This is a genomic window from Mycobacterium botniense, from assembly GCF_010723305.1.
GTDB classification, from domain to species: Bacteria; Actinomycetota; Actinomycetes; order Mycobacteriales; family Mycobacteriaceae; genus Mycobacterium; species Mycobacterium botniense.
In genome coordinates this window covers 42,078-67,522 of the sequence record NZ_BLKW01000004.1, presented here as the reverse complement: position 1 = coordinate 67,522, position 25,445 = coordinate 42,078, and the positions used below count along the sequence as shown (strand labels likewise).

At 65.0% G+C, this 25,445-nt stretch carries 26 protein-coding genes and 1 riboswitch; of the genes, 11 read left to right on the top strand and 15 right to left on the bottom strand.

The annotated features are described in order from the left end of the window. Positions 1-82 precede the first annotated feature (82 nt). The 4 genes from G6N08_RS10560 to arfA all read right to left on the bottom strand — a co-directional run bounded on the left by G6N08_RS10560 (position 83) and on the right by arfA (position 3,082). A complete protein-coding gene (locus G6N08_RS10560; protein ID WP_163757094.1) occupies positions 83-1,453 on the bottom strand; it encodes a PE-PPE domain-containing protein in 1,371 nt (456 codons plus the stop codon). A 202-nt stretch (positions 1,454-1,655) separates the two neighbouring features. Further along, positions 1,656-1,859: a channel accessory protein ArfC gene (gene arfC / locus G6N08_RS21445; RefSeq protein ID WP_443093842.1), complete on the bottom strand. Its 204-nt coding sequence runs from the start codon at positions 1,857-1,859 to the stop codon at positions 1,656-1,658. Between the two features lie 20 nt (positions 1,860-1,879). Continuing rightward, positions 1,880-2,032 carry a channel accessory protein ArfB gene (gene arfB, locus G6N08_RS20170; RefSeq protein WP_170301279.1) on the bottom strand — a complete coding sequence of 51 codons (153 nt, stop codon included), beginning with the start codon at positions 2,030-2,032 and terminating at the stop codon, positions 1,880-1,882. Positions 2,033-2,044: 12 nt separating this feature from the next. Next, positions 2,045-3,082 carry a channel-forming protein ArfA/OmpATb gene (arfA, locus tag G6N08_RS10555; RefSeq protein ID WP_163757092.1) on the bottom strand — a complete coding sequence of 346 codons (1,038 nt, stop codon included), beginning with the start codon at positions 3,080-3,082 and terminating at the stop codon, positions 2,045-2,047. Between the two features lie 374 nt (positions 3,083-3,456). Between arfA and G6N08_RS10550 the strand changes: the two genes are divergently transcribed. Further along, the gene (locus G6N08_RS10550) at positions 3,457-4,740 is read left to right on the top strand and encodes a PPE family protein (protein ID WP_281352740.1); all 1,284 of its coding nucleotides are present in this window, start codon (positions 3,457-3,459) and stop codon (positions 4,738-4,740) included. Between the two features lie 314 nt (positions 4,741-5,054). Here the strand turns inward: G6N08_RS10550 and G6N08_RS10545 are convergent, their stop codons facing one another. Both G6N08_RS10545 and pdxH read right to left on the bottom strand, forming a co-directional pair. After that, entirely contained in the window at positions 5,055-6,350 is a 1,296-nt protein-coding gene (locus G6N08_RS10545; RefSeq protein ID WP_163757089.1) for a citrate synthase, read from the bottom strand. Between the two features lie 144 nt (positions 6,351-6,494). Further along, the gene (gene pdxH, locus G6N08_RS10540) at positions 6,495-7,151 is read right to left on the bottom strand and encodes a pyridoxamine 5'-phosphate oxidase (protein ID WP_163757088.1); all 657 of its coding nucleotides are present in this window, start codon (positions 7,149-7,151) and stop codon (positions 6,495-6,497) included. 83 nt (positions 7,152-7,234) lie between these two features. Between pdxH and G6N08_RS10535 the strand changes: the two genes are divergently transcribed. Next, positions 7,235-8,353 carry a citrate synthase 2 gene (locus G6N08_RS10535; RefSeq protein WP_163757086.1) on the top strand — a complete coding sequence of 373 codons (1,119 nt, stop codon included), beginning with the start codon at positions 7,235-7,237 and terminating at the stop codon, positions 8,351-8,353. A 106-nt stretch (positions 8,354-8,459) separates the two neighbouring features. Here G6N08_RS10535 and G6N08_RS10530 read toward each other — a convergent pair whose 3' ends face one another. After that, on the bottom strand, positions 8,460-10,157 hold the full coding sequence (locus G6N08_RS10530; protein ID WP_163757084.1) for an FAD-dependent oxidoreductase: 1,698 nt from the start codon (positions 10,155-10,157) through the stop codon (positions 8,460-8,462). 15 nt (positions 10,158-10,172) lie between these two features. Then, positions 10,173-11,189 (bottom strand): AurF N-oxygenase family protein, encoded by a 1,017-nt coding sequence (locus G6N08_RS10525; protein ID WP_163757082.1) that lies wholly within the window; start codon positions 11,187-11,189, stop codon positions 10,173-10,175. A gap of 173 nt (positions 11,190-11,362) precedes the next feature. On the opposite strand from G6N08_RS10525, the gene serC reads away from it, so the two are divergent. Together serC and sepH are read left to right on the top strand one after the other, a co-directional pair. Further along, positions 11,363-12,493, top strand: coding sequence for a phosphoserine transaminase (gene serC / locus G6N08_RS10520; RefSeq protein WP_163757081.1), 1,131 nt, complete (start codon positions 11,363-11,365; stop codon positions 12,491-12,493). Between the two features lie 151 nt (positions 12,494-12,644). After that, positions 12,645-13,409 (top strand): septation protein SepH, encoded by a 765-nt coding sequence (sepH, locus tag G6N08_RS10515; RefSeq protein WP_163757078.1) that lies wholly within the window; start codon positions 12,645-12,647, stop codon positions 13,407-13,409. A 211-nt stretch (positions 13,410-13,620) separates the two neighbouring features. On the opposite strand, the gene G6N08_RS10510 is transcribed toward sepH, so the two are convergent. The 3 genes from G6N08_RS10510 to G6N08_RS10500 form a co-directional block, all read right to left on the bottom strand. Beyond that, positions 13,621-13,899 (bottom strand): DUF2537 domain-containing protein, encoded by a 279-nt coding sequence (locus tag G6N08_RS10510; protein WP_163757076.1) that lies wholly within the window; start codon positions 13,897-13,899, stop codon positions 13,621-13,623. A 126-nt stretch (positions 13,900-14,025) separates the two neighbouring features. After that, a complete protein-coding gene (locus tag G6N08_RS10505; RefSeq protein WP_163757074.1) occupies positions 14,026-14,871 on the bottom strand; it encodes a TrmH family RNA methyltransferase in 846 nt (281 codons plus the stop codon). Then, positions 14,872-15,303, bottom strand: a complete 432-nt coding sequence (locus tag G6N08_RS10500) for an Rv0880 family HTH-type transcriptional regulator (protein WP_163757072.1) — start codon at positions 15,301-15,303, stop codon at positions 14,872-14,874. Positions 15,304-15,416: 113 nt separating this feature from the next. On the opposite strand from G6N08_RS10500, the gene G6N08_RS10495 reads away from it, so the two are divergent. Both G6N08_RS10495 and G6N08_RS10490 read left to right on the top strand, forming a co-directional pair. Further along, positions 15,417-15,701, top strand: coding sequence for a DUF2530 domain-containing protein (locus G6N08_RS10495; RefSeq protein ID WP_163757070.1), 285 nt, complete (start codon positions 15,417-15,419; stop codon positions 15,699-15,701). 33 nt (positions 15,702-15,734) lie between these two features. After that, positions 15,735-16,190 carry an SRPBCC family protein gene (locus G6N08_RS10490; protein WP_163757068.1) on the top strand — a complete coding sequence of 152 codons (456 nt, stop codon included), beginning with the start codon at positions 15,735-15,737 and terminating at the stop codon, positions 16,188-16,190. A gap of 34 nt (positions 16,191-16,224) precedes the next feature. On the opposite strand, the gene G6N08_RS10485 is transcribed toward G6N08_RS10490, so the two are convergent. Then, a complete protein-coding gene (locus tag G6N08_RS10485) occupies positions 16,225-17,013 on the bottom strand; it encodes a DUF3027 domain-containing protein (RefSeq protein WP_163757066.1) in 789 nt (262 codons plus the stop codon). 209 nt (positions 17,014-17,222) lie between these two features. On the opposite strand from G6N08_RS10485, the gene G6N08_RS10480 reads away from it, so the two are divergent. Both G6N08_RS10480 and G6N08_RS10475 read left to right on the top strand, forming a co-directional pair. Beyond that, the gene (locus G6N08_RS10480) at positions 17,223-18,821 is read left to right on the top strand and encodes an MFS transporter (protein ID WP_163757064.1); all 1,599 of its coding nucleotides are present in this window, start codon (positions 17,223-17,225) and stop codon (positions 18,819-18,821) included. Then, the gene (locus G6N08_RS10475) at positions 18,818-19,309 is read left to right on the top strand and encodes a DUF2771 domain-containing protein (protein WP_163757062.1); all 492 of its coding nucleotides are present in this window, start codon (positions 18,818-18,820) and stop codon (positions 19,307-19,309) included. The genes G6N08_RS10480 and G6N08_RS10475 overlap by 4 nt, the downstream gene beginning before the upstream one ends. 47 nt (positions 19,310-19,356) lie before the next feature. Here the strand turns inward: G6N08_RS10475 and G6N08_RS10470 are convergent, their stop codons facing one another. From G6N08_RS10470 to G6N08_RS10460, 3 genes are all read right to left on the bottom strand, one after another. Next, positions 19,357-20,361 (bottom strand): glutathione S-transferase family protein, encoded by a 1,005-nt coding sequence (locus G6N08_RS10470; RefSeq protein WP_163757060.1) that lies wholly within the window; start codon positions 20,359-20,361, stop codon positions 19,357-19,359. 54 nt (positions 20,362-20,415) lie between these two features. Then, entirely contained in the window at positions 20,416-22,353 is a 1,938-nt protein-coding gene (locus G6N08_RS10465; protein ID WP_163757058.1) for an acyl-CoA dehydrogenase family protein, read from the bottom strand. Between the two features lie 355 nt (positions 22,354-22,708). After that, positions 22,709-23,116 carry a cold-shock protein gene (locus G6N08_RS10460; protein ID WP_163757056.1) on the bottom strand — a complete coding sequence of 136 codons (408 nt, stop codon included), beginning with the start codon at positions 23,114-23,116 and terminating at the stop codon, positions 22,709-22,711. A gap of 149 nt (positions 23,117-23,265) precedes the next feature. Between G6N08_RS10460 and G6N08_RS10455 the strand changes: the two genes are divergently transcribed. The 3 genes from G6N08_RS10455 to G6N08_RS10445 are packed head-to-tail and all read left to right on the top strand — an operon-like array spanning position 23,266 to position 25,023. Next, on the top strand, positions 23,266-23,673 hold the full coding sequence (locus G6N08_RS10455) for a YccF domain-containing protein (RefSeq protein WP_163757054.1): 408 nt from the start codon (positions 23,266-23,268) through the stop codon (positions 23,671-23,673). Further along, the gene (moaA, locus tag G6N08_RS10450) at positions 23,670-24,752 is read left to right on the top strand and encodes a GTP 3',8-cyclase MoaA (protein WP_163757052.1); all 1,083 of its coding nucleotides are present in this window, start codon (positions 23,670-23,672) and stop codon (positions 24,750-24,752) included. Before G6N08_RS10455 ends, moaA begins: the two co-directional genes overlap by 4 nt. Continuing rightward, positions 24,745-25,023, top strand: coding sequence for a MoaD/ThiS family protein (locus G6N08_RS10445; RefSeq protein ID WP_163757050.1), 279 nt, complete (start codon positions 24,745-24,747; stop codon positions 25,021-25,023). The genes moaA and G6N08_RS10445 overlap by 8 nt, the downstream gene beginning before the upstream one ends. Before the next feature lie 211 nt (positions 25,024-25,234). Beyond that, a riboswitch (cyclic di-AMP (ydaO/yuaA leader) is annotated at positions 25,235-25,442 on the top strand. Positions 25,443-25,445 lie beyond the last annotated feature (3 nt).

Sequence of the window (25,445 nt, the reverse complement as noted above, 5' to 3'; positions counted from 1 at the left end):
GACGCGACCGCACACGGTGCGGCGGTGCTGTCAACGCCGCGGCGCGCCCGTCGCGTCGACGGTGCGAGGCTCCGGCCGCGACTCAGAGCGCGTTGATGATGCTGAAGACCGCACCCACGGCGTCGATGATCGGCGTCCCGTCGATGATCGGCGTCCCGTTGAAAAGAACGTCGGGGCTGAGATCGGCGAGACCGGGCAGCTGTGACACGCCGGTCAATGCGTCACGCATGACGGCGTCCACCGCATTAGTGAGGTCGTAGCCTGTGAGGACTTCTAAAACGGTAGTGACCGGTTGCGGCAGCGGCTGCGCGCCCGCGTAGCTCAGGATGTCGTCGACGGGGCCCACCAGGCTTTGCACCTCGGCATATTGCAGCGCGGCGAGCATTTGCAGGGGATCGAGCCTGGGCAGGATGCCGGCGACACCCGATGCGGTCAGGTCGATCGGCCAGGGGCCGACCGCCCCGCCGAAAGCCAAACCGTCGCCTAAGCCACCCGGGTCACCCGGGTTGCCATAGCCCCAGTCGATCAGCACCGACAACTCCGGCGCGATGGCGTCGCCGAGTACCGGGCCGACGTAGGGGATCTGGTCGAGCGGCTCCAGGATGGGCAACTGCTCAGGAATCATATAGAACGTGGTGTCGCCGACCGTGCCGATGCCGATCGCCGAACCGAGCAGGTCGGGGCTCATCGTCGGATAGCTGGGATGCACAATCAGGATGCCGGCGATGGCGTTGGCATCGGCTAAAAAGTTGAAAGGGTACTGCGGGAAGTCCGCCCAGCCGTCGTATTCGCCGGTGTAAATGTCGGTGGGAAATGGGACTTCTGGGGTCGCTCCATTGAGAGGGACATCCAAAAACGGAAGTGTGCCGGCGCCGTAGAAGCGCTCCAAGATACCAGTCAGCGGATCATTGGGATCACCAATGAGCACGACATGCAGGTCGCTGAGGTCCACGCCGGCCGGCGGGTGAGCGATCAGGTCGTCCATCTCGATCGTGGTCAGCGTGGCACTTTGGGAGTAGCCGAACACGGCGACCTCGTCGCCCGCGGCGAGTTGCGGCGTAATCGCGTTGTTCAAGTCGGTGACACCGAGGGCCAACGATTGGCCGAAGGTCAGGCCGCTTTCGCCGGTGGGGGTGACCAGGGTGGGAGTCACCGGGAAGAACTGCTCGGGTGTGTACAGACCCTGGAAGGTATACCCGTCGAAGGTGGGCTGACCGGGAAACAGCTCCTTGGGTGGAGTGAGAAAGAGGGCCTCTACTTCGCTGATATAGCTGGGGGTGGGGTCGGGATTGCCGGTACCGCCCATAATCCATCCCACGTCGGCCGTCAGCAGCGCGAATTCCGCGGTGAGTGCCTTCGGCCCGAACACCAGCGCCGAGGTCAAGCCCACAGCGGTGACACAGCCGATTGAGATGACTACACTGCCCGTCGATCGAAACCGCGGCCATGACATCGGGCGCCTCCTCGCGGTGACGCGCCGCCGACACACCCCTTCATATGCTGATCAGCTGCGCTAGCGAAATTATGTGCTCCGCAAAACACTGGTGCGGCACAAATGACAAAGGTGACCAAAGATCGACCGGATTCGCAGGGCCGTGCCATCAGCCCCGGCGCGCAGAGCCCGCGCCGTGGGGCACACGTTTACCAACGGGCTTCTACTGCGTCTCCGACTCGCTCGCCGCGGATCCATCCCCGGGGTCATCCTGTGCGGCCGTGCTATTCGTCACAGACGGCGGCTGCTCACCTGCAGCAGTCTCTGCATCACCCGCCGAAGGCGTCACCGGTACTTCGCATTTGACGCGTCGAACCGTCAGCGCAAACGTCAGAACCAGCCCGAGCAGGAAGGCCAGTGTGATCATCGCCCAATGTGTATGGGCCATCACCGTTCTCCTATCTCACGCGAGCCGGGCATGTCCGCCAGGGCTTGTTCTTTGCTGGTAAACGGGATTGAAATCCTCGCGATCGCCCAGGCCACCACTGAGCCGGCAACGAACGCAAGCAGATACCACAACCACTGAACGATGAAGTCCATGATGGATTCTCCCTAGCTCACAACGATTTCGACGCGGCGGTTCTTAGCTCGACCATCGGCGGTATCGTTGCTTGCGACAGGGTCGGCCGAACCAAGACCTTTGGCGATCAAACGCTCTCGCGTCACACCTTTGGCAATCAAAAAGTCGGCGACAGCATCCGCTCGGTCAGCACTCAATGGGATGTTGACCGCGTCATCGCCCGTGTTGTCGGTGTAGCCTTTGACGGTCACCTTCATGCCCGGACACTCCTTGAGCGTGTCCGCCACCCGGGTCAGCCTTTGCTCGTCGGCGGGGGTCAGCAAATACCCGTCGCTGGCGAAGGTAATCGGCCCTCCCATCGCCCGGTTGATCTGCGACTGCAGATCAGCACAAGTGGCGCCTGAACCATTGGGACCAGGTGCTTGCGGTGCGGCGGTCGGTCCCGGCGTACCGGTAGGGCTAACCGGTCCCTTGATCTCCATCTTGTCGACGATGTTCAGGTCAGGCCAGGCGTCTTCGGCGGCCGTTTCAACAGCATCTTCCTGGTTCGCCGAGTCCGCGGTCCCGGCCAAAGTGATGGTGTCACCCCTGACGGTGAGGTTGAAATCGGGGATCGACGCCGCTGAGGTGAAAACCGATTCGGCGTCGGCAAAGTCAAGTGCGTCAACGTCTGGATTGATCCCGAGCATGTCGATGATGTTGACTCCCGGACCGATTCCGGTGATGACAGCGTTGAGCAGCGTCGACCTCGCCGAATCATCGGGAAGATCACCAGTGAGGATGACGTCATCACCGCGGCGCGAAATTGACAAAGGCGCCAAATTCAATCCGGGAACCACAACGACAGGCGGTGCCGCGGCCGGCGGCGGGCTTTCGGTTAACGTCGGCACAACGCCGGTTGGTCCGCTGGCAGGTAACCGGGATCGGTCGAACGCCCCGTATCCGATAGCCGCCAGCAGCAGCGGAATCACCACCACGGCAATCAGCCAGGGAAGGCCCGGAGAGCGCCGGTAGAACTTTGCCGTTCGCCGCCAGCCGGTCGCCGCTGGTGATTCGCCGGAATGCGCCATGGAGCCCTCCCTACGGTCGATATGCCGGTGTTGTCCGTACCCCGAGCGATTCGAAGCCTAAGGCAGCGATACCAGCACGATCACTTGTATCACGAAACCCTGAATCGGTTGGCGGCGGCGGTTACCCAGAGCCCGTCGAGCCGCTATCACCACAAGCGCCTCGGCAGGCTCTCCGCCTCAACGCCATCGAAGATGAATTTGCGCACCCCGACGACGTTCACGCCCGAGCGTACGTAACAACCCCACGTTTAGGCGCCACGTTTAAGCGCCGCGGCGCATCGGCAACACGATCACACGAGCCCCGCACACCCCGCGCGAGGAAACCTCACCGGGAAGGCTCGGCAGGGAAGGAGAACAACCATCAGGAGGAAGCGATGACCGTGACCGTGGACTTCGGGGCGCTGCCACCGGAGGTCAACTCCGCGCGCATCTACGCCGGTCCCGGGTCGGCGCCGATGTTGGCCGCCGCGTCGGCGTGGGATGGGCTGGCCGCTGACCTGGAGTCAGCAGCGACGGCTTATCAGGCTGTAATCGGCCACCTGACCAGCGAAGAATGGCTGGGCCCGGCGTCGAGCTCCATGGCCACCGCAGCCAATCCTTATACCGAGTGGTTGTCTAGGACGGCGATGCAGGCGCAGCAGATCGCCAATCAGGCCAGGTCTGCCGCGGCCGCCTACGAGACGGCTTTCGCCGAACACGTGCCACCGGCGGTGATCGCGGCCAACCGTGCCCAGCTGGCATCGCTGATCGCAACCAACGTGTTAGGCCAAAATGCCGCGGCCATCGCGGCCACCGAGGCCCAGTACGGCGAAATGTGGGCCCAAGACGCAGCTGCGATGTACCGCTACGCCGGTTCGTCGGCGACAGCCGCGCAACCGGCGCTGTTTACCCCGCCCCCGCAGACCACTAACCCGGCTGGACAGGGCAGCCAAGCCGCCGCGAGCACCCGGGCGGCCAGCACGGCCACTGGCGGAGCGGGCCACCTGCTATCGCGGCTGACGGAGGCATTACACCAACTCGCATCACCCCTGGAGTCCTCGTCGTCGGCCGATCCGGCGTCCTCGAGTATTTTCGCGCCCGACTCGAACACCTCGACCGCCGGGCTTTCCGGGCTGCTGAACACACTCGATGGGGCGACCCATGACTCCGCGGGAACCTTCTTGGTCGACGCCGGCGACACCGGATTCCCGGCCTCGTTCTTGACCGGAGGGTTAGCGGTCGGGGACACCGGGCTCGTCGGCCCGATCGGAGCCGCCGTCGTTAGTGGGGTGAGCAAAAGCGCCGGCCTCACCGGGGCAGTGGGCGGGGGCCCGGTGCCGGGGGCGGCAGTCACCCTGGCATCGGCGGCCCCACCCGTGCCGGGAGGCGGTCTTGGGGGGGCGGCGGTGTCGGCCGGGATGAGCCAAGCCAGGTCGGTGGGAGCGTTGTCGGTGCCACCGGGTTGGCCCGCGATCACCCCGGCGAATGCGGCGAGCCCGTTGACCACCCCAATGCCCGGCGCCGCTGCGGGTGCCGACCCGCAGGCCGCCTTACCCGGGATGCCCGGCATGCCTGGGATGCCGGTGGCCGGTCCAGCCGCCCGCAGCGCCGGTTTCGGTTTCGGGATGCCCCGATACGGGTTCCGGCCCACCGTGATGCCGAAAACGATCGTCGGGTAACCGCCACTGCCTGGTGTCGAGGCGACCGGCGGTAGTCGCGGTAGTCGGTCACGCCGATGAACGGCCGCATGACCTCCGCTAGACGGACCACTCAGACCCTGATCACACCACCGTGGAGTGCACGTCCATGGCACGCGGTGGCCACATCTTTCCCGGCGCCCCGGATCCTTCGCCGACGGCGACCCGCTGCGCGGCAGTGGAGTGTGGCCACCGCACGCCAGCAGATCCAGGTGTGGGCTCAGCTGCCCGCCGAGGCAGGGCGGGCTCGGGGATCGAGCGTCCCCGCAGCGACGGCAGTGCCGGCCCAGTGAGTGCTACCGCGCCTCGATACCGACGTAGTCCCGTTCGCCATAACCGGTGTAGATCTGGCGTGGCCGGCCGATTTTGCTGTCCCCCTCGTCGTGCATTTCGCGCCAGTGTGCGATCCAACCAGGCAGCCGGCCCAACGCGAACAAGACGGTGAACATCCGGGTCGGGAAGCCAAGCGCACGGTAGATCAACCCGGTGTAGAAGTCGACGTTCGGATAGAGCTTACGTTCGATGAAGTAGTCGTCGGTCAGCGCCGTCTCCTCCAGGTCCTTGGCGATCGCCAGCAGGTCGTCGTCGCCGCCGAGCTTGGCCAGGATCTTGTCGGCTTGTTCCTTGACGATCCGGGCCCGCGGGTCATAGTTGCGGTAGACGCGGTGACCAAATCCCATCAACTTGACCCCGGCTTCCCGGTTTTTCACCTTGCGGATGAATTCGCTGACGTCGCCGCCGCTTTCGCGGATCCTCTCAAGCATCTCCAGTACCGCCTGATTGGCCCCGCCGTGCAGGGGGCCCCACAGCGCGTTGATACCACCGGAGATTGAGGTGAACAGGTTCGCCCGCGAGGATCCGACAAGCCGCACGGTTGACGTCGAACAGTTCTGCTCGTGGTCGGCGTGCAAAATGAACAACATGTCCAGCGCCCGCACCACCTCGGGATCGGGGACGTAGGGCTCGGCCGGCAGCCCGAACGTCATGCGGAGGAAGTTCTCCACCAGCGTGTGCGAATTATCCGGGTACAGGAACGGCTGGCCTACCGATTTCTTGTACGCGTAGGCGGCGATGGTGGGCAGCTTGGCCAGCAACCGGATCGTCGACAGCTCGACTTGACCGTTGTCCATCGGGTCCAGCGCATCCGGGTAGTAGGCGGAAAGCGCATTGACCACGCTGGACAACACCGGCATCGGGTGCGCATTCCGCGGAAAGCCGTCGAAGAATCTTTTCAGGTCCTCATGCAGCATGGTGTGCCGCTGGATTTGGCGGGTAAACGACGCCAGCTGGTCTTTGCTGGGCAGCTCACCGTAGATCAACAGGTAGCTGACCTCGATGAAAGTCGACTTCTCGGCGAGCTGCTCGATCGGGTAGCCGCGGTAGCGCAGGACACCGGCATCACCGTCGATATACGTGATGGCGCTCTTGGTGGAGGCGGTGTTGGCGTAACCGACATCGAATGTGGTGTATCCGGTCTTGGCCAACAGGGAGTCCAGCGCGATGCCGTGGGCTCCCTCGGTGGCGTGGACGATCGGCAGGTCCAACTCCCCCCCGGGATACCGGAGGGTGGCGGTGTCGTCGGTTGCGGCCACGAGAACCCCTTTGCGCTCTGGCTGACATGGCTGATCTATAGCTGAAGGTAGTCGTTATCCTGACGGCGCGCCCGTCGGGGGCGGCGTCAGGGGGTGGGTTGGCGGACGTCGACGGTACCGTATCGAAGACCCGCCCGGCCGCTGTCAGGGCTGCAAGCGCTCAACACGGCCGCCGCTGACTCGAATCCGGTTGTGCAATCGGTTTTCCCGGCCCTGCCAGAATTCAACCACCTCGGGCGCGATGCGGTATCCGCCCCAGTCCGGTGGCACCGGGACGCGCTCCTGGTCAGCGAACCGTGCGCTCACCTCGGCCAGCTGCTCGAGCAGCGCAGCGCGCGATGCGATCGGCTGTGACTGGTGCGACGCCCAGGCGCCCAGCTGCGAGCCCCGCGGCCGTGTCGACCAGTAGTCCTCCACGGCTTGCCGGCTGAGCTTGGTCACCGGGCCGCGGATGTGGAACTGCCGCCCTAACTGGTACCAGGGAAAGGTTGCCGCTGCGTACGGTGTCGCCGCCAAGTCGGCAGCTTTGGCCGACTCATAGCTGGTGAAGAAGGTGAGCCCGTTCTCGTCCGCGCCTTTGCACAACACCGAACGCGTGACGGGCCTGCCCGATGCGACGGTGGCCAGCACCATCGCGTTGGGCTCGGCGACACCGGCACGTTCGGCATCGCCAATCCACTGTCGAAACAGCGCCAGCCAGCCCTCGGCGAGCCAATCCACGTCGAGGTCGCCGCAGCCGTCCTTTTCCGGGCCGTATTCCACTCGCATCGCCGCAAGGTGCTCGCTGTTGGGACCTGCCATCGCGCCCACGCTACCTCGGCCGGCTCGGCTGTTTATTACCAACCGGTAGCGGTGCGTCATGGGCGGGGTGCGAGAATCGCCGTATGACGGTCGTCCCTGAGAACTTCGTCGCCGGTCTGGACGGGGTGGTGGCCTTCACCACCGAGATCGCCGAGCCAGACAAGGACGGCGGGGCGCTGCGCTACCGCGGCGTCGACATCGAGGATCTGGTGAGCCGGCAAGTCACGTTCGGCGATGTCTGGGCTTTGCTAGTCGACGGCAAGTTCGGTCATGGCCTGCCGCCGGCTGAACCCTTCCCACTGCCGATCCACAGCGGCGACGTCCGTGTCGACGTGCAGGCCGGACTGGCGATGCTGGCGCCTATCTGGGGATACCAGCCGTTGCTCGACATCGATGACACCACCGCCCGCGAACAGCTCGCCCGGGCATCGGTGATGGCGCTGTCCTACGTCGCCCAGTCTGCGCGCGGCATCTACCAGCCCGCTGTTCCGCAACGGATCATCGACGAATGCTCCACGATCACAGCCCGTTTCATGACGCGCTGGCAAGGTGAACCAGATCCGAAACATATCGAGGCCGTCGACGCCTATTGGGTGTCGGCCGCCGAGCACGGCATGAACGCCTCAACGTTCACCGCGCGCGTGATCGCCTCGACCGGCGCGGATGTTGCGGCGGCGCTCTCCGGGGCGATCGGGGCGATGAGCGGCCCGCTGCACGGCGGGGCGCCGGCCCGGGTGCTGCCCATGCTCGAAGAGGTGGAGCGCACCGGCGACGCCCGCGGTCTGGTCAAGCGCATCCTGGACCGTGGCGATAAGCTGATGGGCTTTGGGCATCGGGTCTACCGCGCGGAGGATCCGCGTGCCCGGGTGCTGCGCGCGACCGCCAAGCGGTTGGGGGCGCCACGTTACGAGGTCGCCCTGGCGGTAGAGCAAGCAGCGTTGTCCGAGCTGCGGGAGCGGCGTCCGGACCGCGCCATCGAAACCAACGTCGAGTTTTGGGCCGCCGTGGTCCTCGATTTCGCCAGGGTGCCGGCCAAGATGATGCCCGCGATGTTCACCTGTGGTCGCACCGCCGGATGGTGCGCGCACATCCTCGAACAGAAGAGGCTGGGAAAGCTGGTGCGCCCCTCAGCAATCTACGTCGGCCCAGGCCCACGCAGCCCCGAAACCGTCGAGGGCTGGCACCAGATCACGAAGTCGTGACGGCGCGCACAACATCTGTGCCGGTGATCTGAATGGTGTTGCGGGCGGCTACCATAAGGATTTCCGACGAACCGGCCCTGCCGTGGCAACATCCGCGAGTGGGCGGCTAGTTTGGCAGCGTCAGGTGACGGAGACGGTCGGTCAGGCGCCGCCGCGGCGGCACCGGCGCTGCCGCGGCGGCGGCCAGCATATCGGCGATACTGGTGAACTTGTTGCGCGGGCGCCCATCAGCGTTGCCCCTGATCACCTCGGCGGCGTCGATAGCGCGCCAGCCCGCGGCGTCCACCACGTTCGGCTGACGTGCCCGCACCAGTTTGGCGAGTGCGTCTGAGCCAGCTACCGGATCAGAAAGCCGGCCCTCGTTGAAGTCGGCCACCAAGGCCCGGACAGTTTGTAACGAACACGTTTTGTTGGTCCCGATGAACCCGGTCGGCCCACGCTTGATCCAACCCGCCACGTATGCACCGGGTAACGGCCGCCCGGAGTCCGGGTCGATTACCCGGCCACCGTCATTCGGGACGACGCCGGCGGCATCGTCGAAAGGCAGATCGCGGATCGGCTTGCCGCGGTAGCCGATCGACGTCAGCACCAAGCCGGTGTCGATCCGACGCACTTCATCAGTACCGGTGACGACGAACTCCACACCGCTGACCCGCTGCTTGCCCAGGATCCGTTGCGGGGCGAGTTGGTACGCCAGCCGGATCCGCGGCCGCGACGAGGGGGCGGAGCCGTCAGGAAGTGTGCTCAAGATCTCCAGCTTGGTCCTGGCCACCGGGTCGGAGACCGTGGCGAGATCGCGCCGGACACGATCGCGATCGGCGGCGTCGATGACGACCTCGGATGCGGCGACGAGGCCGATCAGCTCAGGAAGAGTAAACGCAGAATGCACCGGTGTACGTCGCGCCGCGATCACCACCTCGCGGACCGCCGAGTTGCGGAAGGTGCTCAGCGCGTGATCGGAGATGTCGGTGCGAGCCAACTCGTTCAGGTCGGCGGTGAGCACACGCGCAACGTCCAGCGCGACGTTACCGTTGCCAATGATGACGACGCGCTCGTAGCGGAGATCCACCGGCAAGGCGGCAAACTCAGGATGCCCGTTGATCCACGCCACGAATTCGGTTGCCGTGCCGGTGCCCGGCAGGCCCATCCCGTCGATGTCGAGGCGGCGATCGTTCGGGGCGCCGACGGCATACAGCACGGCGTGGTGATGCGCGCGCAGTTCGGAGTGGCTCACGTGTTTACCGACCTCGACGTTGAGGAAGAACCGGAAGTCGCGATGGTCTGCGATCCGGTCGAAGAGACGGGTGACCCGTTTGGTGCTCTGGTGATCCGGTGCGACTCCGGCGCGCACCAATCCGTAAGGCGTGGGCAGCTTTTCGAATACGTTGACACGAACGCCGGACTGGGTGAGCAACTCGTCGGCGGCATACATCCCCGCCGGGCCGGAGCCGACGATCGCCACCGTGAGCGGATGGCGGCGCGCACGTATCTCGAGCGGCGGTATCACCGGAGCCAGCTTCGAGGTCGGCGGTGTTTTGACACCCGCGGGCCGCGGCGGATAGTACGAGGCATTGAGCTCGGCGAACGGTATCTGTTCAGGCGTCAGCCGTGTATCGGATGCAATGGCGCCCACCGGGCAGGCATCCACGCACGCCCCGCAGTCGACGCAAGCCACCGGGTCGATGTAGAGCATCTCGGAAGTGGCGAAGCCCGGTTCGTCCGGGGTCGGGTGGATGCAGTTGACCGGACAGGCGAAAACGCACGAACCGTCGTTGCAGCACGACTGGGTGATGACGTGCGGCATGTCGCAGGCCGTCTTTTAGGCGGCCGCGACCAAGCGCCGGCGCTGCGGCTCGCTGCGATACCGGGATGGTTTGCCGTTGATCTTGCACAGCCGCCATATGAGTTTGGCCACAGGATTCATCAACCCGGTGTCGTAGGCCAGCATCCGAACGTCGGCGAACATGTCCTGCAAGAACTTCCGGGACTCCGGTGAGCGGAAGAACAGCTCCTTTTTGACCTCGCGCGGAATGTTGAACTCCTGCCAGAAAGCTTTGGGCGGCACAGTGATGGCCTGACCCAGCAGTCGCATGACCAGCGGAACGTACAGCGAGAGCCAAAACCGCTGGTGTTTGGTCAGATGCGGAACCCGTTTGCGTAAGTAGGCGTGGGCGAAGGAGATATGCCGTGCCTCCTCGGCCACATGAATCGCCATCACCCGCTCCATGATGGGATGCAGTGTCTTGCCCTCACGCAGTACGTTTTTCTGGGCGTGGTCGATAGGCTCTTCGCCGGCGAGCACACCGAAGAAAAATGGAATCGGCAGCGGGCCGGCGACGAGCGGGATCAGCGGCGACAACCAGCGCAGGAACCGCGGCGCGCCCGGAACGTCGGCACCGATGCGATTCACCATCTCCTGAAACATCATGGTGTGGTTGCACTCTTCGACCGACTCGTGCAGGCAGTAACGGTACTCCGGAGAGCCGTTGGGCACCCAAAAGGCGTACTCCATTAGTCCCCGGATGAGCACGGATTCAAATTGCAGGCCCACTTTGGCGACATTGGCCTGCCGCCACATGCCGATCTTGATCTGGCGCTCCAGTGGCTGCGCCCGATACCAGGGGTGGCGGCCCAACGGGTCGGTCGCCGGCAGGACCCAACGGGGATCATTGTCGGTAACTGCGAAATCCGTTGAGTTCCAATCGATGTCGGTGTAGGGGTTGAAATTGCGCCGCACCGACCCCTCGGACAGCGTGGTGAGCATGCTCACGTACTCGGCGTCGTCCCGCACCTCCATGTTGCGGCGCCAACGTTGCACCATGCGTGTCCGAGCCATCGAAAGCCTCCTAAGCTTTACATTTCGGCTTCTTGTGTAGACGGTACCGCAGGTATCGGGAATGATCCAGACTGCGTCCCCGCGCTGTGGCCCAGACGCCTCGCAGCCGGCACTGTGAGGTGCTTCACACCGGTCACTTCGGCGGCATCCCCACCGCTCACTAACCTGGTGGCATGGTTGACCAGCCCACGATTCCCCTTCAGCTTCCCGAGGCCATCAAACCCCGCGACGGTCGTTTCGGCTGTGGCCCGTCAAAGGTCCGCCGCGAACAATTGCAGGCGCTGGCTACCACAGCGGCCGGATTATTCGGCACGTCGCATCGGCAGGCGCCGGTCAAGGACCTGGTCGGCCGGGTCCGGTCGGGACTGGCCGAGTATTTCTCCTTGCCCGACGGTTACCAGGTCATCCTGGGTAATGGAGGTGCAACAGCTTTCTGGGACGCCGCCGCGTTCGGGTTGATCGACCAGCGCTCCCTGCATCTGGCCTACGGCGAGTTCAGTTCGAAGTTCGCCAAAGCGGTCGCCAAAAACCCATTCGTCGGCGACCCAATCATCGTCGAGGCCGATGCCGGCAGTGCCCCGGAGCCGCGCAGCGACCCCTCAGTCGACGTCATCGCGTGGGCCCACAACGAAACATCCACCGGTGTGGCGCTGCCGGTGCAACGGCCAGCCGGTTCCGACAACGCGCTGGTGGTCATCGACGCCACCTCCGGCGCCGGCGGTCTGCCGGTCGACATCACCGAGGCCGATGCGTACTACTTCGCACCCCAGAAGAATTTCGCCAGTGACGGCGGCCTGTGGGTGTCGCTGCTCAGCCCCGCGGCGCTGGCGCGGGTCGAGTCCATCGCCGCGTCCGGACGGTGGGTGCCCGATTTCCTGTCGCTGCCGATAGCGGTGGAGAACAGCCTGAAAAACCAGACCTACAACACCCCGGCGATCGGCACCTTGGTGCTGCTGGCCGAACAAATCGACTGGTTGAACGGCAACGGCGGGCTGGAGTGGGCGGTCAAACGCACCGCGGACTCGGCAGCGCGGCTGTACTCCTGGGCCCAGGAGCGACCGTACACCACACCGTTTGTGGCTGACCCTCGGCTGCGCTCGCAGGTCGTGGGCACTATCGACTTCATCGACGGGGTGGACGCCGCCACCGTCGCCAAGGTGCTGCGTGCCAACGGCATCGTCGACACCGAGCCCTACCGCAAACTTGGCCGCAATCAATTGCGGGTTGGGATGTTCCCTGCAGTCGACCCCGACGATGTCAGCGCACTCACCGAATGCATCGACTGGGTTGTCGAGCGCCTCTGACAGTGCCGGTTCGCCGGCACTTGTCGGCATGCGCCTGCTAATCGGGGTGTTTCGCCCGCGTGTCAGCGCAGTCGACGGCGTTCGCTGCACTAGAGTGCGCACGTGACAGACCTGGCGCGCTGGTCTGCCCAGAGCCTCCCGAGGAGAAGCCATGCGGGAACTCAAAGTCATCGGCCTCGACGTTGACGGCAAACATATTATTTGCGAGGGCGATGACCCATCGGAAAAGTTCAAGTTGCGCGCCGACGAGCGCCTGCGGGCGGCCGTGCGCGGAGACGCGGCGCGGATCGGGCAGACTGAGATTGAGATCGAGGCTTCGAACATGCTGCGTCCCAAGGAGATTCAGGCGCGTATCCGTGCCGGTGCGTCTGTCGAGCAGGTTGCTGCGGCCGCAGGTGTCGATGTCGAGCGAGTCGAGCGGTTCGCTCATCCCGTGTTGCTGGAACGCTCACGGGCCGCTGAGCTGGCAACGGCGGCGCACCCGGTCCTCGCCGACGGTCCCGCGGTGATGACACTACTGGAAACGGTGACGAGCGCCTTGCTGGCGCGGGGCCTCAACCCCGACAACACCAATTGGGATGCCTGGCGCAATGAAGACGGCCGGTGGACGGTGCAGCTGGCTTGGAAGGCCGGCCGATCCGACAATGTCGCGCATTTCTGCTTTACTCCCGGCGCCCACGGGGGGACGGTGACCGCCCTCGACGATGCAGCCAGCGAGCTCATCGACCCAAACTTCAACCGCCCGCTGCGGCCACTGGCGCCGGTGGCCGAACTCGACTTCGACGAGCCTGCACCCTCGCCCCCCGCCGGTGAAACAGAGCACAAACACCCGCCGGCCCGCAGTCGCCGCGGTAAACCACCGGTTCCGGCCTGGGAAGATGTTTTGCTGGGAGTGCGTTCGAGCGGACAACGCTAAAGTCGGGAGGGTGGGTGGCACAACCACGCTGTCGGTGCAAAATGCCCAGCAGTGACGTTTGCGGCTTGAGTTTTTTGCGGGTATCTCACGTGCCCGGCTTTCAGCGATAACGGCACCACATGACGGTTTGCCCGGCCTCGGCTGGTGCCGGCGCGGCTCACCGGGTACCTCTGCGACAGCTGTCACCGGCCACCTGGCAGACCCCGAATCGTTAACCGGCGCCAAGCGCGGTCAGCGTGAGCAACGTCAGCCAGGCTCCCGCGACACCGACCGCCGTTCCCAACACGAACCACCGCAAAACCGGTGTGCGCCGCCATCCCCACAGGGTAGGTGCCAGCCCTCCAGCCGCGACGACGTTAAGGCCGACGGCTAACAGCGGATGGACCCGGATCAGCCCGAAACCCAGCACCACTACCGCGACGCCGGTCACGGCGGCGACGAACCCGGCCACCGTCAAACCCGTCCCCCACGGCGTGGGCTGGTTGATCACAACACGAGCCTCAACGACCTGGGATGGGCAACCGCGCTCACATGTGAACGCGGGTTGCCGACAGGAACCGAGTGCGGGCCGGTAGCGCCACCAGGTGCGGAAGCCAAGTTCTTCGACACGCTTCGATCATCCCCGAACCCGCTCGTAAAACGCCAGAGCGGCGGCGGTGGCGACATTAAGCGAGTCTGTGCCTCGCCACATCGGGATACGCACACGCACATCACAAGCCCGCATGGCTCGCTCGCTCAGGCCCGGGCCCTCGGCGCCGACCAGCACGGCGACGCGCTTGTTACGCACCGCCGCCATGGCCACCGCAAGCGGTTGGGCATGCGGATGAGGTGTCATCGCAAGCAAGTGAAAGCCGTGTTCACGCAAGATTTTCAGATCAGCGGGCCAGTCACGTGTGTGTGCGTAGGGCACCAGCAGCACATGCCCCATCGAAACCCTGACAGCGCGGCGGTAAAGCGGATCAGCACAACCGCCGCCGACGATCACCGCGTCGACCCCCAGCCCGGCCGCGTTGCGGAAAATCGAGCCCAGGTTCTCGTGGTCGTTGACACCCTCAAGCACTGCCACCGTATGCGCACTATCGGTCACCTGCGCCACACTGGGTTCCGTCACCCGGCGTGCCGCGGCCAGTACACCACGATTCAGATGAAAGCCAACGACACGTGCCATGACCTCCGCAGAAACCCGATAGTAGGGTGCGTCGCTGCCGGCCAGGTCGTCGACGAGCTCAGCGAGCCTGCGGTCGGTGCCGAGCAGAGCCAACGGCCTGAACCGCGATGCCAGCATGCGACGCACCGCCAGCACACCCTCGGCGATCACCAGGCCCCGCGGCGGCAGATCCGGACGCCGGTCCGCGCTGTTCAAGTCGCGAAAATGGTCGAGCCGCGGGTCGGCGGGGTCGTCGATGTCGTAAACGTTTACGCCGCCCGTGTCACAGCGGGCAGTGAGCGAAACCCGAGACATTCAAGGGCTTTCGTCGACTAAAGCGAGAATGATGTCGGCGGCGCTGCGCAGTGTCTGGCGCGCGGTAGTGTCCAGGGATGCGAGTCGCTGCGCCAACCATTCTTGGCTGGCGCGGCGTTCCGCTTCCAGCAGCTTCGCGCCGGTGTCCGACACCGACACCAGTACCTGGCGTCCGTCGACGGGATGTCCGGTGCGGTCGACGAAGCCCAGCTCGGCCAACGAGGCGATCACGCGGGTCATTGACGGCGGGCGCACCCGTTCCCGGACCGCCAGCGCGCCGGGGGTCATCGGGCCTTCTGTAGCCAAGGTCGCCAGGGCCGACAGTTGCGATAGCGACACCGGCGATTGCGAACGCCGGAACCGCAGTTGGCGGGCCAGCCGCATGACCGCCAACGTTAAATCGCTCGCTAGCCGACTGTCCCCATCCCTCACAGCGCGAAGGTTACAACGGAACGTCGGGGCTGGGTGCCGTAGTCACCAATCGACTGCACAACCCGCGCTGCGCCGCCTGCCGACGGACACCGCCACCGGCTATGTTGTTGGCGATGCATGCCGAACCTGACCGAGTTCCCGAGCCGCCGCCGCTGCCCGCCGCGGTGCTGGAGGTGTGGCCGATGATCGCGGTCGGCGCGATAGCATGGCTGGCTGCCGCAGTGCTGGCGTTCACCGTGCCCGCCTTTGAGAGTTGGCGCCCGGTGGCGGTTGCCGGACTGGGCACCGGACTGCTCGGCACCGGTATTTTTCTGTGGCAGCGCGATGCCGCCCGCCGCGGTGCGCGCGGGGCACAAACCGGCCTGCAATCCCGCCGGGGACAGATATCAAAGACATAAATGTGCGACCAATGTCCAGACCAAGGAGGTTCAATGGCAGCGCCGCTTTTGCAAGCTCAGGTCGATATCAATGCACCGGTCTCGAAAGTCTGGGCCTTAATATCAGACCTTCGCCGGATGCGGCAGTGGAGCCCGCAATGCCGGTGGATGATGCAGCTCGGGCCGCTGCGCCCAGGCACCCGCACTGTCAACCTCAACCGCCGCAAGTACCTATTCTGGCCCACGACGAGCACGGTCACCGAAGTCATCCCGGAGAAAAAGCTGGCGTTCAAAGTCAACGCCAATGGCACCATCTGGAGTTACGAACTGGAGCCGACCGACCGGGGAACCCGGGTGATCGAGACCCGTCACGCCGAAAACGGTGTCAAACCAGTGTCGAACATGACGGTGAACGCACTTTTCGGCGGAGTCGAGAAATTCGAACGCGAGCTCGTCGACGGTATGAACGCAACACTGGCCAAGATCAAAGCCGCCGCCGAGCAAGGCTAGCCCACCGAGGCGAACGTGAAGATCGCACGATGAGCTACGACTCCGCCGGTCTTTCGGTGATGTCTAGGACACCATCGTCGTAGGGCTCATAGATCGGCGAGCCGCTGCCCGCCACGGCGGGTGTGTCGGAATGGGCGCCGCACCCGTATTCGGCGTCGACAACATGCCCGTCGGCCGACATCTCGTTACCGCATACCCCGAAGTTCGCGCCAAGCGACCCGGCCAGCGGCAGGTAAAAGCCACACGTGCGACACGGCCGTTTGGCGGAACGCGCCATCGCCGAACCCGGCCCGTAATCACCGTCATGCCAGCGTTGGGCGACCTGAGCGCGGCCCCAGGCGCTCATCACCCGCCGGCGCCCCAGCCCGATCTCCGCGGCGGTCTCATCAATCTGCGGGTCTCCGCTCGCGAGGTAGCCCGGAATCAGCCGTGGATCATCGGCCGGCGGCGCGAGGAGATCCCCAGGGCCCAGATCCCCGGGCCTGACCCGCTGTTCCCATGGCACCCACGCCGGTGCCAGCAGTGCTGTGGGCCCGGGAAGCAGGACGACTTCGCTGACCGTGGCGTGGTCGGCTCCCGGGTAGGCGGCGACGACAACGGCCCACTGCCAGCCCTGGTAACCGGGCAGATGCGCGAGGAACCGGTGGGTCGCGGCGGTGGCGTCTTCGTAGGCGACGCCCAGGTATTCCCCCACCGCGTCAGTGCCACTGACTTCTGCGATGGCCGCCCTGGCCTGGTCGACGGCACCGGTCAGCACCGCAGCCAACCCCGCTGGCCACTCGGCCACGGTCGCCGCGCCCAATTCCTCACTGGCCCCGGTCATGCTGTCCTTCTTTTGCCCTTCTTTCCAGTACCTTTCCCATAGTGCCCGACGACAGCACCCGTGAGCCACACCATGCTCGCCTGCAGACCCGGGCGCTCGGCGTGGGAGACAATCGACCTGTGTCTGGACGGCGGCGTGATCATCCCAGCCGTCCGGCGTCTCCCACCAGACGCCGGAGCGGCCACCGAACCGTCGGCGAGCACCCCGGTATGGCGAACTACCCGGCTGACGAGTCCGCCGCCCGCCAACCGCGCCGCCCGCCGCCGATGCCCAGTGCCAACCGCTACCTGCCGCCGCTGTATCAGCAACCCGACGCCTCTCGTCGACGTGAGCCGCCACCACGTGGTCCGGGCTCGAGCGAACGCATTACCGTCACCAGGGCTGCGGCCCAGCGGAGCCGCGAAATGGGTTCGCGGATGTATGGGTTGTTTCAAAAGGCCGCCACCGCCGATGGCGCTGACAAATCCGGGCTGACCGCGCTTACGTGGCCGGTCATGGCGAATTTCGCGGTCGACTCCGCGATGGCCGTCGCGCTGGCAAACACACTTTTCTTTGCCGCGGCCACTGGAGAGAGCAAGAGCAGGGTTGCACTGTACCTGCTGATCACCATCGCGCCGTTCGCGGTCATCGCGCCGCTGATCGGCCCGGCGCTGGACCGGCTCCAGCACGGGCGCCGGGTCGCGCTGGCGACATCGTTCGTGCTACGGACCGTACTGGCGGTGGTGTTGATCGCCAACTACGACGGTGCCACCGGCAGCTTCCCGTCCTGGGTGCTGTACCCGTGTGCACTGGCCATGATGGTGCTGTCGAAATCGTTCTCCGTACTGCGCAGCGCGGTGACTCCGCGGGTGATGCCGCCGACCATCGACCTGGTGCGGGTCAACTCCCGGCTCACGGTGTTCGGTCTGCTCGGCGGCACCATCGCCGGTGGGGCCATCGCAAGCGGAGTCGAGTTTTCCTTCAGCCACTTGTTCGCCCTGCCCGGCGCTTTGTTTGTCATCGTGGCGGTCACGATTGCCGGGGCCTGGCTGTCGATGCGGATCCCACGCTGGGTGGAGGTGACTACCGGCGAAGTGCCGACCACATTGAGCTATCGCCACCGCAGCGAGCAGCCGCGCCGATATTGGCCGGATAAAGTCAAACACGTCACCGGTATACGGCAACCGTTGGGGCGCAACATCATTACCGCGTTGTGGGGTAACTGCACGATCAAGGTGATGGTGGGGTTCTTATTTTTGTATCCAGCGTTCGTCGCTAAGGCACACGACAGCAGCGGATGGGTTCAGCTGGGCATTCTGGGCCTCATCGGCGCCGCGGCCGCGATCGGCAATTTCGCCGGCAACTTCACCAGCGCACGACTGCAACTGGGCAGACCCGCGGTGCTCGTGGTGCGCTGCACCGTTGCGGTGACTGCCGCCGCGTTGGCCGCTGCAATAACCGGCAGTCTGCTCGTGACCGCTCTTGCCGCACTGGTCACATCGGGGTCGAGCGCAATCGCCAAAGCATCACTGGACGCCTCCTTGCAAGATGACCTGCCCGAACAGTCGCGGGCGTCGGCGTTCGGGCGGTCCGAGTCGACACTGCAGCTGGCCTGGGTGCTTGGCGGCACTCTCGGCGTGCTGCTTTACACCAAGCTGTGGGTGGGCTTCACCGCGATCAGCGCGTTATTGATCCCGGGCCTAGCGCAGACCGTCGTGAGCTTCCGCGGTGACTCGCTGATACCGGGTTTCGGGGGTAATCGGCCCGTCCTGGTCGAGCAGGAGGGCGGGCGCCGGGGTGTTCCCAGCGGGGCGGTGCCTTCCGCATGAGACGCGGCCTCCGGCTGCTGGGTGCGGCGCTGGTGGCGCTCGCATCCGCCGGCACCGGGACCGGCACGTGGCTGCTGGTGCGCGACTCTGGCCCGAAACAGCCGGAAATCAGCGCCTACTCGGATGGGCATTTGACCCGAGTGGGGCCGTATCTGTATTGCAATGTGCTTAACCTCGACGATTGCCAGAAACCGCAGACCCAAGGCCAACTGCCCGTCAACGAGCGTGATCCAGTACAACTGTCGGTTCCCGCCGCGATCGGCCGCGCACCGTGGCGGCTGCTGCGCGTCTATGACGACCCGGCCAACCCGGCGACGACGATGTTTCGGCCGGGCACCCGTCTGGCCGTCACTATCCCCACAGTCGACCCGCACCGCGGGCGGTTGGCCGGAATCGCGGTGCAATTGCTGACGCTGGTTTTCGACACCAGCGGTGAACTGCGCGACGTCCCCCATGCGGAATGGTCGGTGCGCACAGCATGGGACTGATCAGCCGGTGACGACGGCACCGATCCGTGCTGCTGCACGCTGAGACGCTACACCGAGTGGCCGGCGGGAACCCGCTCGTTCTCAGGTGGCGGTCCGGGCGGTGTACCATTTCCGAAAGGCTTGCCGCCCAAAGCTTCCCGGCCATGTGCTGTGAGCCACCCGGCCAGGTCTGGGCCTTTCGGCACAATGCCGGTGGGATTGATGTCGCTGTGCACGAGGTAGTAGTGCCGCTTGATCTGCACGAAATCGACGGTGTCACCGAAACCCGGGGTTTGGAACAAGTCGCGCGCGTAGGCCCACAGCACCGGCATTTCGGTGAGCTTGCACCGGTTGCATTTGAAATGCCCGTGGTAGACCGCGTCGAAGCGCACCAGCGTGGTGAATAGTCGGATGTCAGCCTCGGTGATGGTGTAACCCACTAGATATCGCTGCGCCGCCAGCCGTTCGCTGACCCAGTCCAGTGCGGAAAACAAACGCTCGTAGGCGTCGTCGTAGGCCTGTTGTGAGCCCGCGAAGCCGCACTGGTATACGCCGTTGTTGATTTCCCTATAGACCCGCTCATTCACCTCGTCGATCTGGGCCCGCAGCGGCTCGGGATACAGCTGCGGGGCGCCGTCGCGGTGATAGGCGGTCCACTCGGTGGAAAAGTCCAGCGTCATCTGTGCGAAGTCGTTGGTCACGACCTCGCCGCTGGGTATGTCGACAATCGCCGGGACGGTGATTCCCTTCGGATAGCCGGGAAAACGTTTGAAGTACGCATCCCGTAGCCGCGGAATTTTCAAGACAGGGTCGACACCATCCGGGTCAAGGTCGAATGTCCAACTGCGCTCGTCGTGAGTGGGCCCGCAAAAGCCAATGGACATAACCTTTTCCAGTCCGAGCAGTCGACGCACTATGATCGCGCGGTTAGCCCAGGGGCACGCGCGTGCGACGATGAGCCGATACCGCCCCGCCTCGACCGGATAGCCGTCACGCCCATCGGCGGTGATGCGAGTGGAGATGTAGTCGGTGTCGCGGGTGAACTCACCCGTCTTGGCGACGTAGGAACCCATGTCTGTTCTGCTACCCGCTCAACGTTTCCGGCATCCCGCGCTGGCGTCAGCTGATCAAGATCGGGGTGCTGTCAAGAACCGCCGGGCCACATTGGTCTCGGTGGACGGACCGGGCTCCCAGTGCGCGATCCACGGCCCGGTGCCTTCGGACGGGTCGATGATTCCCTCCTCCAGCCAGGTGTAACGACCGTCGAGCACATGGCGTGCCAGCCCGACGTCGGTGCTGTCAGTGTTGGTCCAAAGCGCGTGGAACAACGTCTCGACCCGCAGAGTAGCCTGCCGACAGAAAGCATCTGCGAGCTCGTAAGCCTGTTGGCCTTCAACCGGATCTGCCACCCGCTGAAACTCGGCGCGCACGCACGCGGCCGACATGGCGAACAATTCAGCGCCAATGTCAACGATGCGTCCGAGAAAGCCCTGCTTTTGCTCCAGCTTCGCTTGCCAGCGGGCCATCCCGTAGAACGTGTTGCGCGCCAGCTTGCGTGATGAGCGCTCGATAAAGCGCAAATGAGTCGCCAGCCTACCAAACTCGCGGTAGGACGTCGGACGCTGTCCCTCTCCGAAAACCAATTGCGGCAACCACTTTGCGTAGAATCCACTTGCACTGACGGCGGCCTTGGCTTTGTGCCGCAAGTCGGCTTTGGGGTTCGCGAGTTCCCCCGCGGCCGTGAGATGGGCGTCAACCGCCTCCCGCGCGATCAGCAGTCGCATGATCTCACTGGATCCTTCAAAGATCCGGTTGATCCGCAGGTCACGCACCGCCTGCTCCGCCGGCACCGCCCGCTCCCCGCGCGCGGCCAGCGACTCGGCGGTCTCGTAGCCGCGGCCACCGCGGATCTGTACCAGTTCGTCGGCAATCACACAAGCGATCTCGCTGGACCACAATTTCGCCAAGGCGGCTTCGATTCGGATGTCGTTACGGCCCTCATCAGCCATCTGACCGGAGAGTTCGAGTACCGCTTCGAGCGCGTAACATGTTGCCGCAATGAAGGCGATCTTGCTGGCGATCGCCGCGTGTTCGCCGATAGGCTTACCCCACTGCACTCGTTCGCACGCCCATTGACGCGCAATTTTCAGCGCCCACTTCGCAGATCCGCTCGCCATTGCGGGGATGGATAACCGACCTGCGTTAAGGGTCGTCAGCGCGATCTTGAGCCCATCACCCTCACGGCCGATCAGGTTTTCACGCGGAACCCGCACCCGGTGGAAGCGGGTCACACCATTTTCGATCCCACGTAACCCCATGAACTTGTTGCGCCGCTCCACGGTGATGCCCGGCGAATCGGCCTCGACGACAAACACGCTGATGCCGCCGCGGTGGCCCTCACTCTTGGGCACCCTGGCCATCACCACGAGCAGGTCCGCGACTGTGCCGTTGGTGGTCCATAACTTCACACCGTCGAGTTCGTAGGCCTGCCCACCCTCGACCGGTGTCGCAGTGGAGGCCAGACGCGCCGGATCGGAGCCAACGTCAGGTTCGGTAAGCAAAAATGCCGAGATCGCTCCGGCAGCGCATCGCGGCAGGAATTTCTGCTTCTGTTCCTCGCTGCCGGCAAGTTTGAGCGGCTCGGGCACCCCGATCGATTGGTGGGCCGACAGCAAAGCACCGAGGCTGGGATGCACTGTCGAAACCAACATCAGCACGCGGTTGTAGGCGATTTGGGACATGTCCAGTCCGCCGTATTGCGATGGAATTTTCAGGCCAAAACAGCCGAGTTCGGCAAGACCTTTGACATACTCGTCTGGAATCCGCGCCTCACGCTCGATGACGGCGCAGTCGACGGTATCGAGGAATTCCCGCAGCTTAGCCAGAAAGGCCTCGGTGCGAGCCGTCTCGTGGCCCGCCGGCCGGGGAAACGGATGGATCAGCTCCAACGGAAACCGACCGAGGAACAATTCCTTGGCGAAAGAGGGTTTTTCCCAACCGGTTTCGCGTGACTCCTCAGCTAAGGCCCGTGCCTGCTCCTCGGTGACCTGCGCTTGCTGTGCCATTCGGATACCCCTTCGTTTCGGCCGACTGTCGTGAAGGCTCCGTTCCCAGTCTGCTTACCGGGCGCACTCCGGTACACCTTTTCCGGAGATCCGGGGCAACCGCCGGGGTCAACCCCTACCACCTCCATACCCGCTGCGGGGATGTTTCCACAAATGCGTCTCGCTACCGAGTCGACGGGCTCCGGCGCCGGTGGCCCCGCCCCGGGCGATATCGCACGGACATCGCCGCCCGGCCGCGGGTGGGCCGAGACGGCGCCCACCGTACGCGCCTCCTGACTGAACGGGCCACTTCGGCGCCGCGCAGACATTAACGCGGGGCCGTGCGTGCCGCGCTGTCCGGCGGGTCCGCGCCGGGCTAAGCGTCAAGCTCGCGGGCGACCGCCTTGACCACCTCGGACACCCGCCGGGCCGTCTTGCGGTCGGGGTAGCGGCCCTTGCGCAGTTCGGGCTGCACGGTGGTCTCCAACAGGGTGATCATGTCTTCAACCATGCCGTGCAGTTCGTCGGGACTGTGTTTGTGCTCGGCGTGACTCTCCCGGCGCGCACGGACAAGACTTGGCGGAGGGTCAATCAGTTTGAGGCTCAACGCCTGTGGGCCGCGCCGACCGGTGGCTACGCCAAATTCGACTCGCTGGCCTGCCTTGAGCCCCTCGACACCCGCCGGCAACGCCGAGGCACGGATGTAGACGTCCTCGCCGTCCTCTTGTGACAGGAAGCCAAACCCCTTCTCAGGGTCGTACCACTTCACCTTGCCAGTCGGCACTGGTCTCACCTGCTTGTCTGACGGGTCCCTAGCATCGGCTGCACAATGAAGCGTCCCGCCAGCGCAGGACGCAATTGCTGATCCTACTCGGACGACCGCCCCTCGAGCACCCCTCTGAGTCGCTAGGCTGAGACCATCCGGGAGGAAAGATGCGCCTCATACTGAACGTCATCTGGTTGGTCTTGGGCGGCCTCTGGCTGGCGTTGGGTTACCTGTTCGCGGCACTGGTCTGTTTCCTGCTCATCATCACCATTCCCTTCGGTTTTGCTGCCCTGCGCATTGCGTCGTTCGCGCTGTGGCCGTTCGGACGCACGATCGCGCCGAAGCCGAGCGCCGGGACCGGCGCGTTGATCGGCAATGTCATCTGGGTGCTGTTGTTCGGGATGTGGCTGGCCATCGGGCACCTGGTCAGTGCCGCGGCAATGGCGATCACGATCATCGGCATACCGCTGGCGCTGGCCAACCTCAAATTGATCCCGGTGTCGCTGGTGCCACTGGGGGTGCAGATCGTTCCCGTCGGCTCACCGGAAACCCGATCCGAAGGGATGCCCGCATGACGGTGACCATGTTGGGTGTTCCCACGGTGCGACGGGTCGCAGCCGAGCGCCCGCCATTCGGCACGATGCCCACCACCGGTCCACTGGTGGACGCCTTCGGCCGCGTGGCTACCGATCTGCGGGTGTCACTCACGGACCGGTGCAACCTTCGATGTCGATACTGCATGCCGGCGGAGGGTCTGCAGTGGCTACCCGGCGAGCAGCTACTGCGGCCTGACGAGCTGGCCCGGCTGCTGAATATCGCGGTCACCCGCCTGGGCATCACCAGTGTGCGGTTCACCGGGGGTGAACCCTTGCTGGTCCGCCACCTCGAAGAAGTTGTCGCTATGGCAGCTGATCTGCGGCCACGTCCGGAGATTTCGATGACCACAAACGGTGTGGGGTTCGCACGCCGGGCAGCCGCCCTCGCCCACGCCGGCCTGGACCGGGTCAACGTGTCGCTGGACACGGTGGACCGCACCCGCTTTGCCGCCATCACGCGCCGAGACCGGCTTTCGGACGTCGTGGCCGGCTTAGCGGCCGCCAAGGCAGCTGGTCTGGAGCCAGTCAAGGTGAACGCGGTACTCGATCCGGTGACTGGCCGTGACGACGTGGTTGATCTGCTGCGGTTTTGCCTCGAGCACGGCTACCAGCTGCGCGTCATCGAGCAGATGCCCCTCGACGCCGGCCATCAGTGGCGCCGGGACGCGACGCTCAGCGCAGACGATGTGCTGGAGGCGTTGCGGCCCCATTTCCGGTTAGAGCCAGACCCGTCGCCGCGTGGTTCGGCCCCGGCTGAGCTGTGGTTGGTGGACCCGGGTCCGAATGGGCCGGCCGGAAAAGTTGGTGTGATCGCCTCGGTGTCGCACGCATTCTGCTCCACCTGTGACCGCACCCGGCTGACAGCCGACGGCCAGATCCGTAGCTGTCTGTTCGCCCGCGAGGAAACCGATCTTCGCCGCCTACTGCGCGAAGCTGCAAGCGATGACGCGATCGAGGCGGCGTGGCGCGCGGCAATGTGGGGTAAACCTGCAGGCCATGGCATCAACGAGCCCGACTTCATCCAGCCAGACCGTCCCATGAGCGCCATCGGTGGTTGATGTGTCCGACCACATCCGGGTCACCGTACGGTATTTCGCCGCCGCGCGCGCGGCGGCGGGCGCCGAATCGGAAACCGTGACGCTGCGCCCCGGTGCCACGGTCGCCGAACTGGTGGACAGCCTTGCCAGCCGAGGTTCTCGCCTGGCGAGGGTGCTGAGCCGTTGCTCGTATCTCTGCGACGGCATCGCCATCCGCGATGACCTGCTAGCCTCACGGCCCCTCTGTTCCGGAGCCACCGTCGACGTGCTGCCGCCCTTTGCGGGTGGCTGATGTGCTGTGATTTGCACCACATCACGGAATGATTACGGCTCGGCTACGAGCCGGTAGCGAAGTCTCTGAGCTGCGCGGATAGTGTAGCTTCCTGGTCTTTTGTGGCACCGCAGCGCTCGAAACGCCGGGTTTGGATAACACATGACTCGCCGGCTTTAAGCCGCTACCGTCATGCACGGCTTGCCACCCTTTCCGAACGGCGAGCTTCCCCGCGCCTATTGCGCCGAGCTCCATCCGTAGGCCCGGGGAACGTCGACAGCGGATGGAGGCCGGGGGACCCACGGTCCATCGGACCCGATGAGGAGCCATTCTCCGGCTCCTAGGGGTGAAGTTCGGCGTCGTTGGGACACGACGCGGCCGGGCGACCTCTCCAGCCCGAACCCGACAGCTGACCTCGTAGGCGCCCAGAGAGAGGATGTCAG

Excerpts from the sequence above, each read along its gene's own strand:
- G6N08_RS10480 (WP_163757064.1), top strand. The coding sequence starts at position 17,223 with ATGGCGAACTACCCGGCTGACGAGTCCGCCGCCCGCCAACCGCGCCGC.
- G6N08_RS10465 (WP_163757058.1), bottom strand. The coding sequence starts at position 22,353 with ATGGCACAGCAAGCGCAGGTCACCGAGGAGCAGGCACGGGCCTTAGCT.
- G6N08_RS10530 (WP_163757084.1), bottom strand. The coding sequence starts at position 10,157 with ATGCCGCACGTCATCACCCAGTCGTGCTGCAACGACGGTTCGTGCGTT.
- G6N08_RS10475 (WP_163757062.1), top strand. The coding sequence starts at position 18,818 with ATGAGACGCGGCCTCCGGCTGCTGGGTGCGGCGCTGGTGGCGCTCGCA.
- moaA (WP_163757052.1), top strand. The coding sequence starts at position 23,670 with ATGACGGTGACCATGTTGGGTGTTCCCACGGTGCGACGGGTCGCAGCC.
- arfC (WP_443093842.1), bottom strand. The coding sequence starts at position 1,859 with ATGATCACACTGGCCTTCCTGCTCGGGCTGGTTCTGACGTTTGCGCTG.
- G6N08_RS10525 (WP_163757082.1), bottom strand. The coding sequence starts at position 11,189 with ATGGCTCGGACACGCATGGTGCAACGTTGGCGCCGCAACATGGAGGTG.
- serC (WP_163757081.1), top strand. The coding sequence starts at position 11,363 with ATGGTTGACCAGCCCACGATTCCCCTTCAGCTTCCCGAGGCCATCAAA.
- G6N08_RS10490 (WP_163757068.1), top strand. The coding sequence starts at position 15,735 with ATGGCAGCGCCGCTTTTGCAAGCTCAGGTCGATATCAATGCACCGGTC.
- G6N08_RS10560 (WP_163757094.1), bottom strand. The coding sequence starts at position 1,453 with ATGTCATGGCCGCGGTTTCGATCGACGGGCAGTGTAGTCATCTCAATC.
- G6N08_RS10535 (WP_163757086.1), top strand. The coding sequence starts at position 7,235 with ATGACGGTCGTCCCTGAGAACTTCGTCGCCGGTCTGGACGGGGTGGTG.
- pdxH (WP_163757088.1), bottom strand. The coding sequence starts at position 7,151 with ATGGCAGGTCCCAACAGCGAGCACCTTGCGGCGATGCGAGTGGAATAC.
- arfA (WP_163757092.1), bottom strand. The coding sequence starts at position 3,082 with ATGGCGCATTCCGGCGAATCACCAGCGGCGACCGGCTGGCGGCGAACG.
- G6N08_RS10470 (WP_163757060.1), bottom strand. The coding sequence starts at position 20,361 with ATGGGTTCCTACGTCGCCAAGACGGGTGAGTTCACCCGCGACACCGAC.
- G6N08_RS10485 (WP_163757066.1), bottom strand. The coding sequence starts at position 17,013 with ATGACCGGGGCCAGTGAGGAATTGGGCGCGGCGACCGTGGCCGAGTGG.
- G6N08_RS10505 (WP_163757074.1), bottom strand. The coding sequence starts at position 14,871 with ATGTCTCGGGTTTCGCTCACTGCCCGCTGTGACACGGGCGGCGTAAAC.
- G6N08_RS10455 (WP_163757054.1), top strand. The coding sequence starts at position 23,266 with ATGCGCCTCATACTGAACGTCATCTGGTTGGTCTTGGGCGGCCTCTGG.
- sepH (WP_163757078.1), top strand. The coding sequence starts at position 12,645 with ATGCGGGAACTCAAAGTCATCGGCCTCGACGTTGACGGCAAACATATT.
- arfB (WP_170301279.1), bottom strand. The coding sequence starts at position 2,032 with ATGGACTTCATCGTTCAGTGGTTGTGGTATCTGCTTGCGTTCGTTGCC.
- G6N08_RS10495 (WP_163757070.1), top strand. The coding sequence starts at position 15,417 with ATGCATGCCGAACCTGACCGAGTTCCCGAGCCGCCGCCGCTGCCCGCC.
- G6N08_RS10550 (WP_281352740.1), top strand. The coding sequence starts at position 3,457 with ATGACCGTGACCGTGGACTTCGGGGCGCTGCCACCGGAGGTCAACTCC.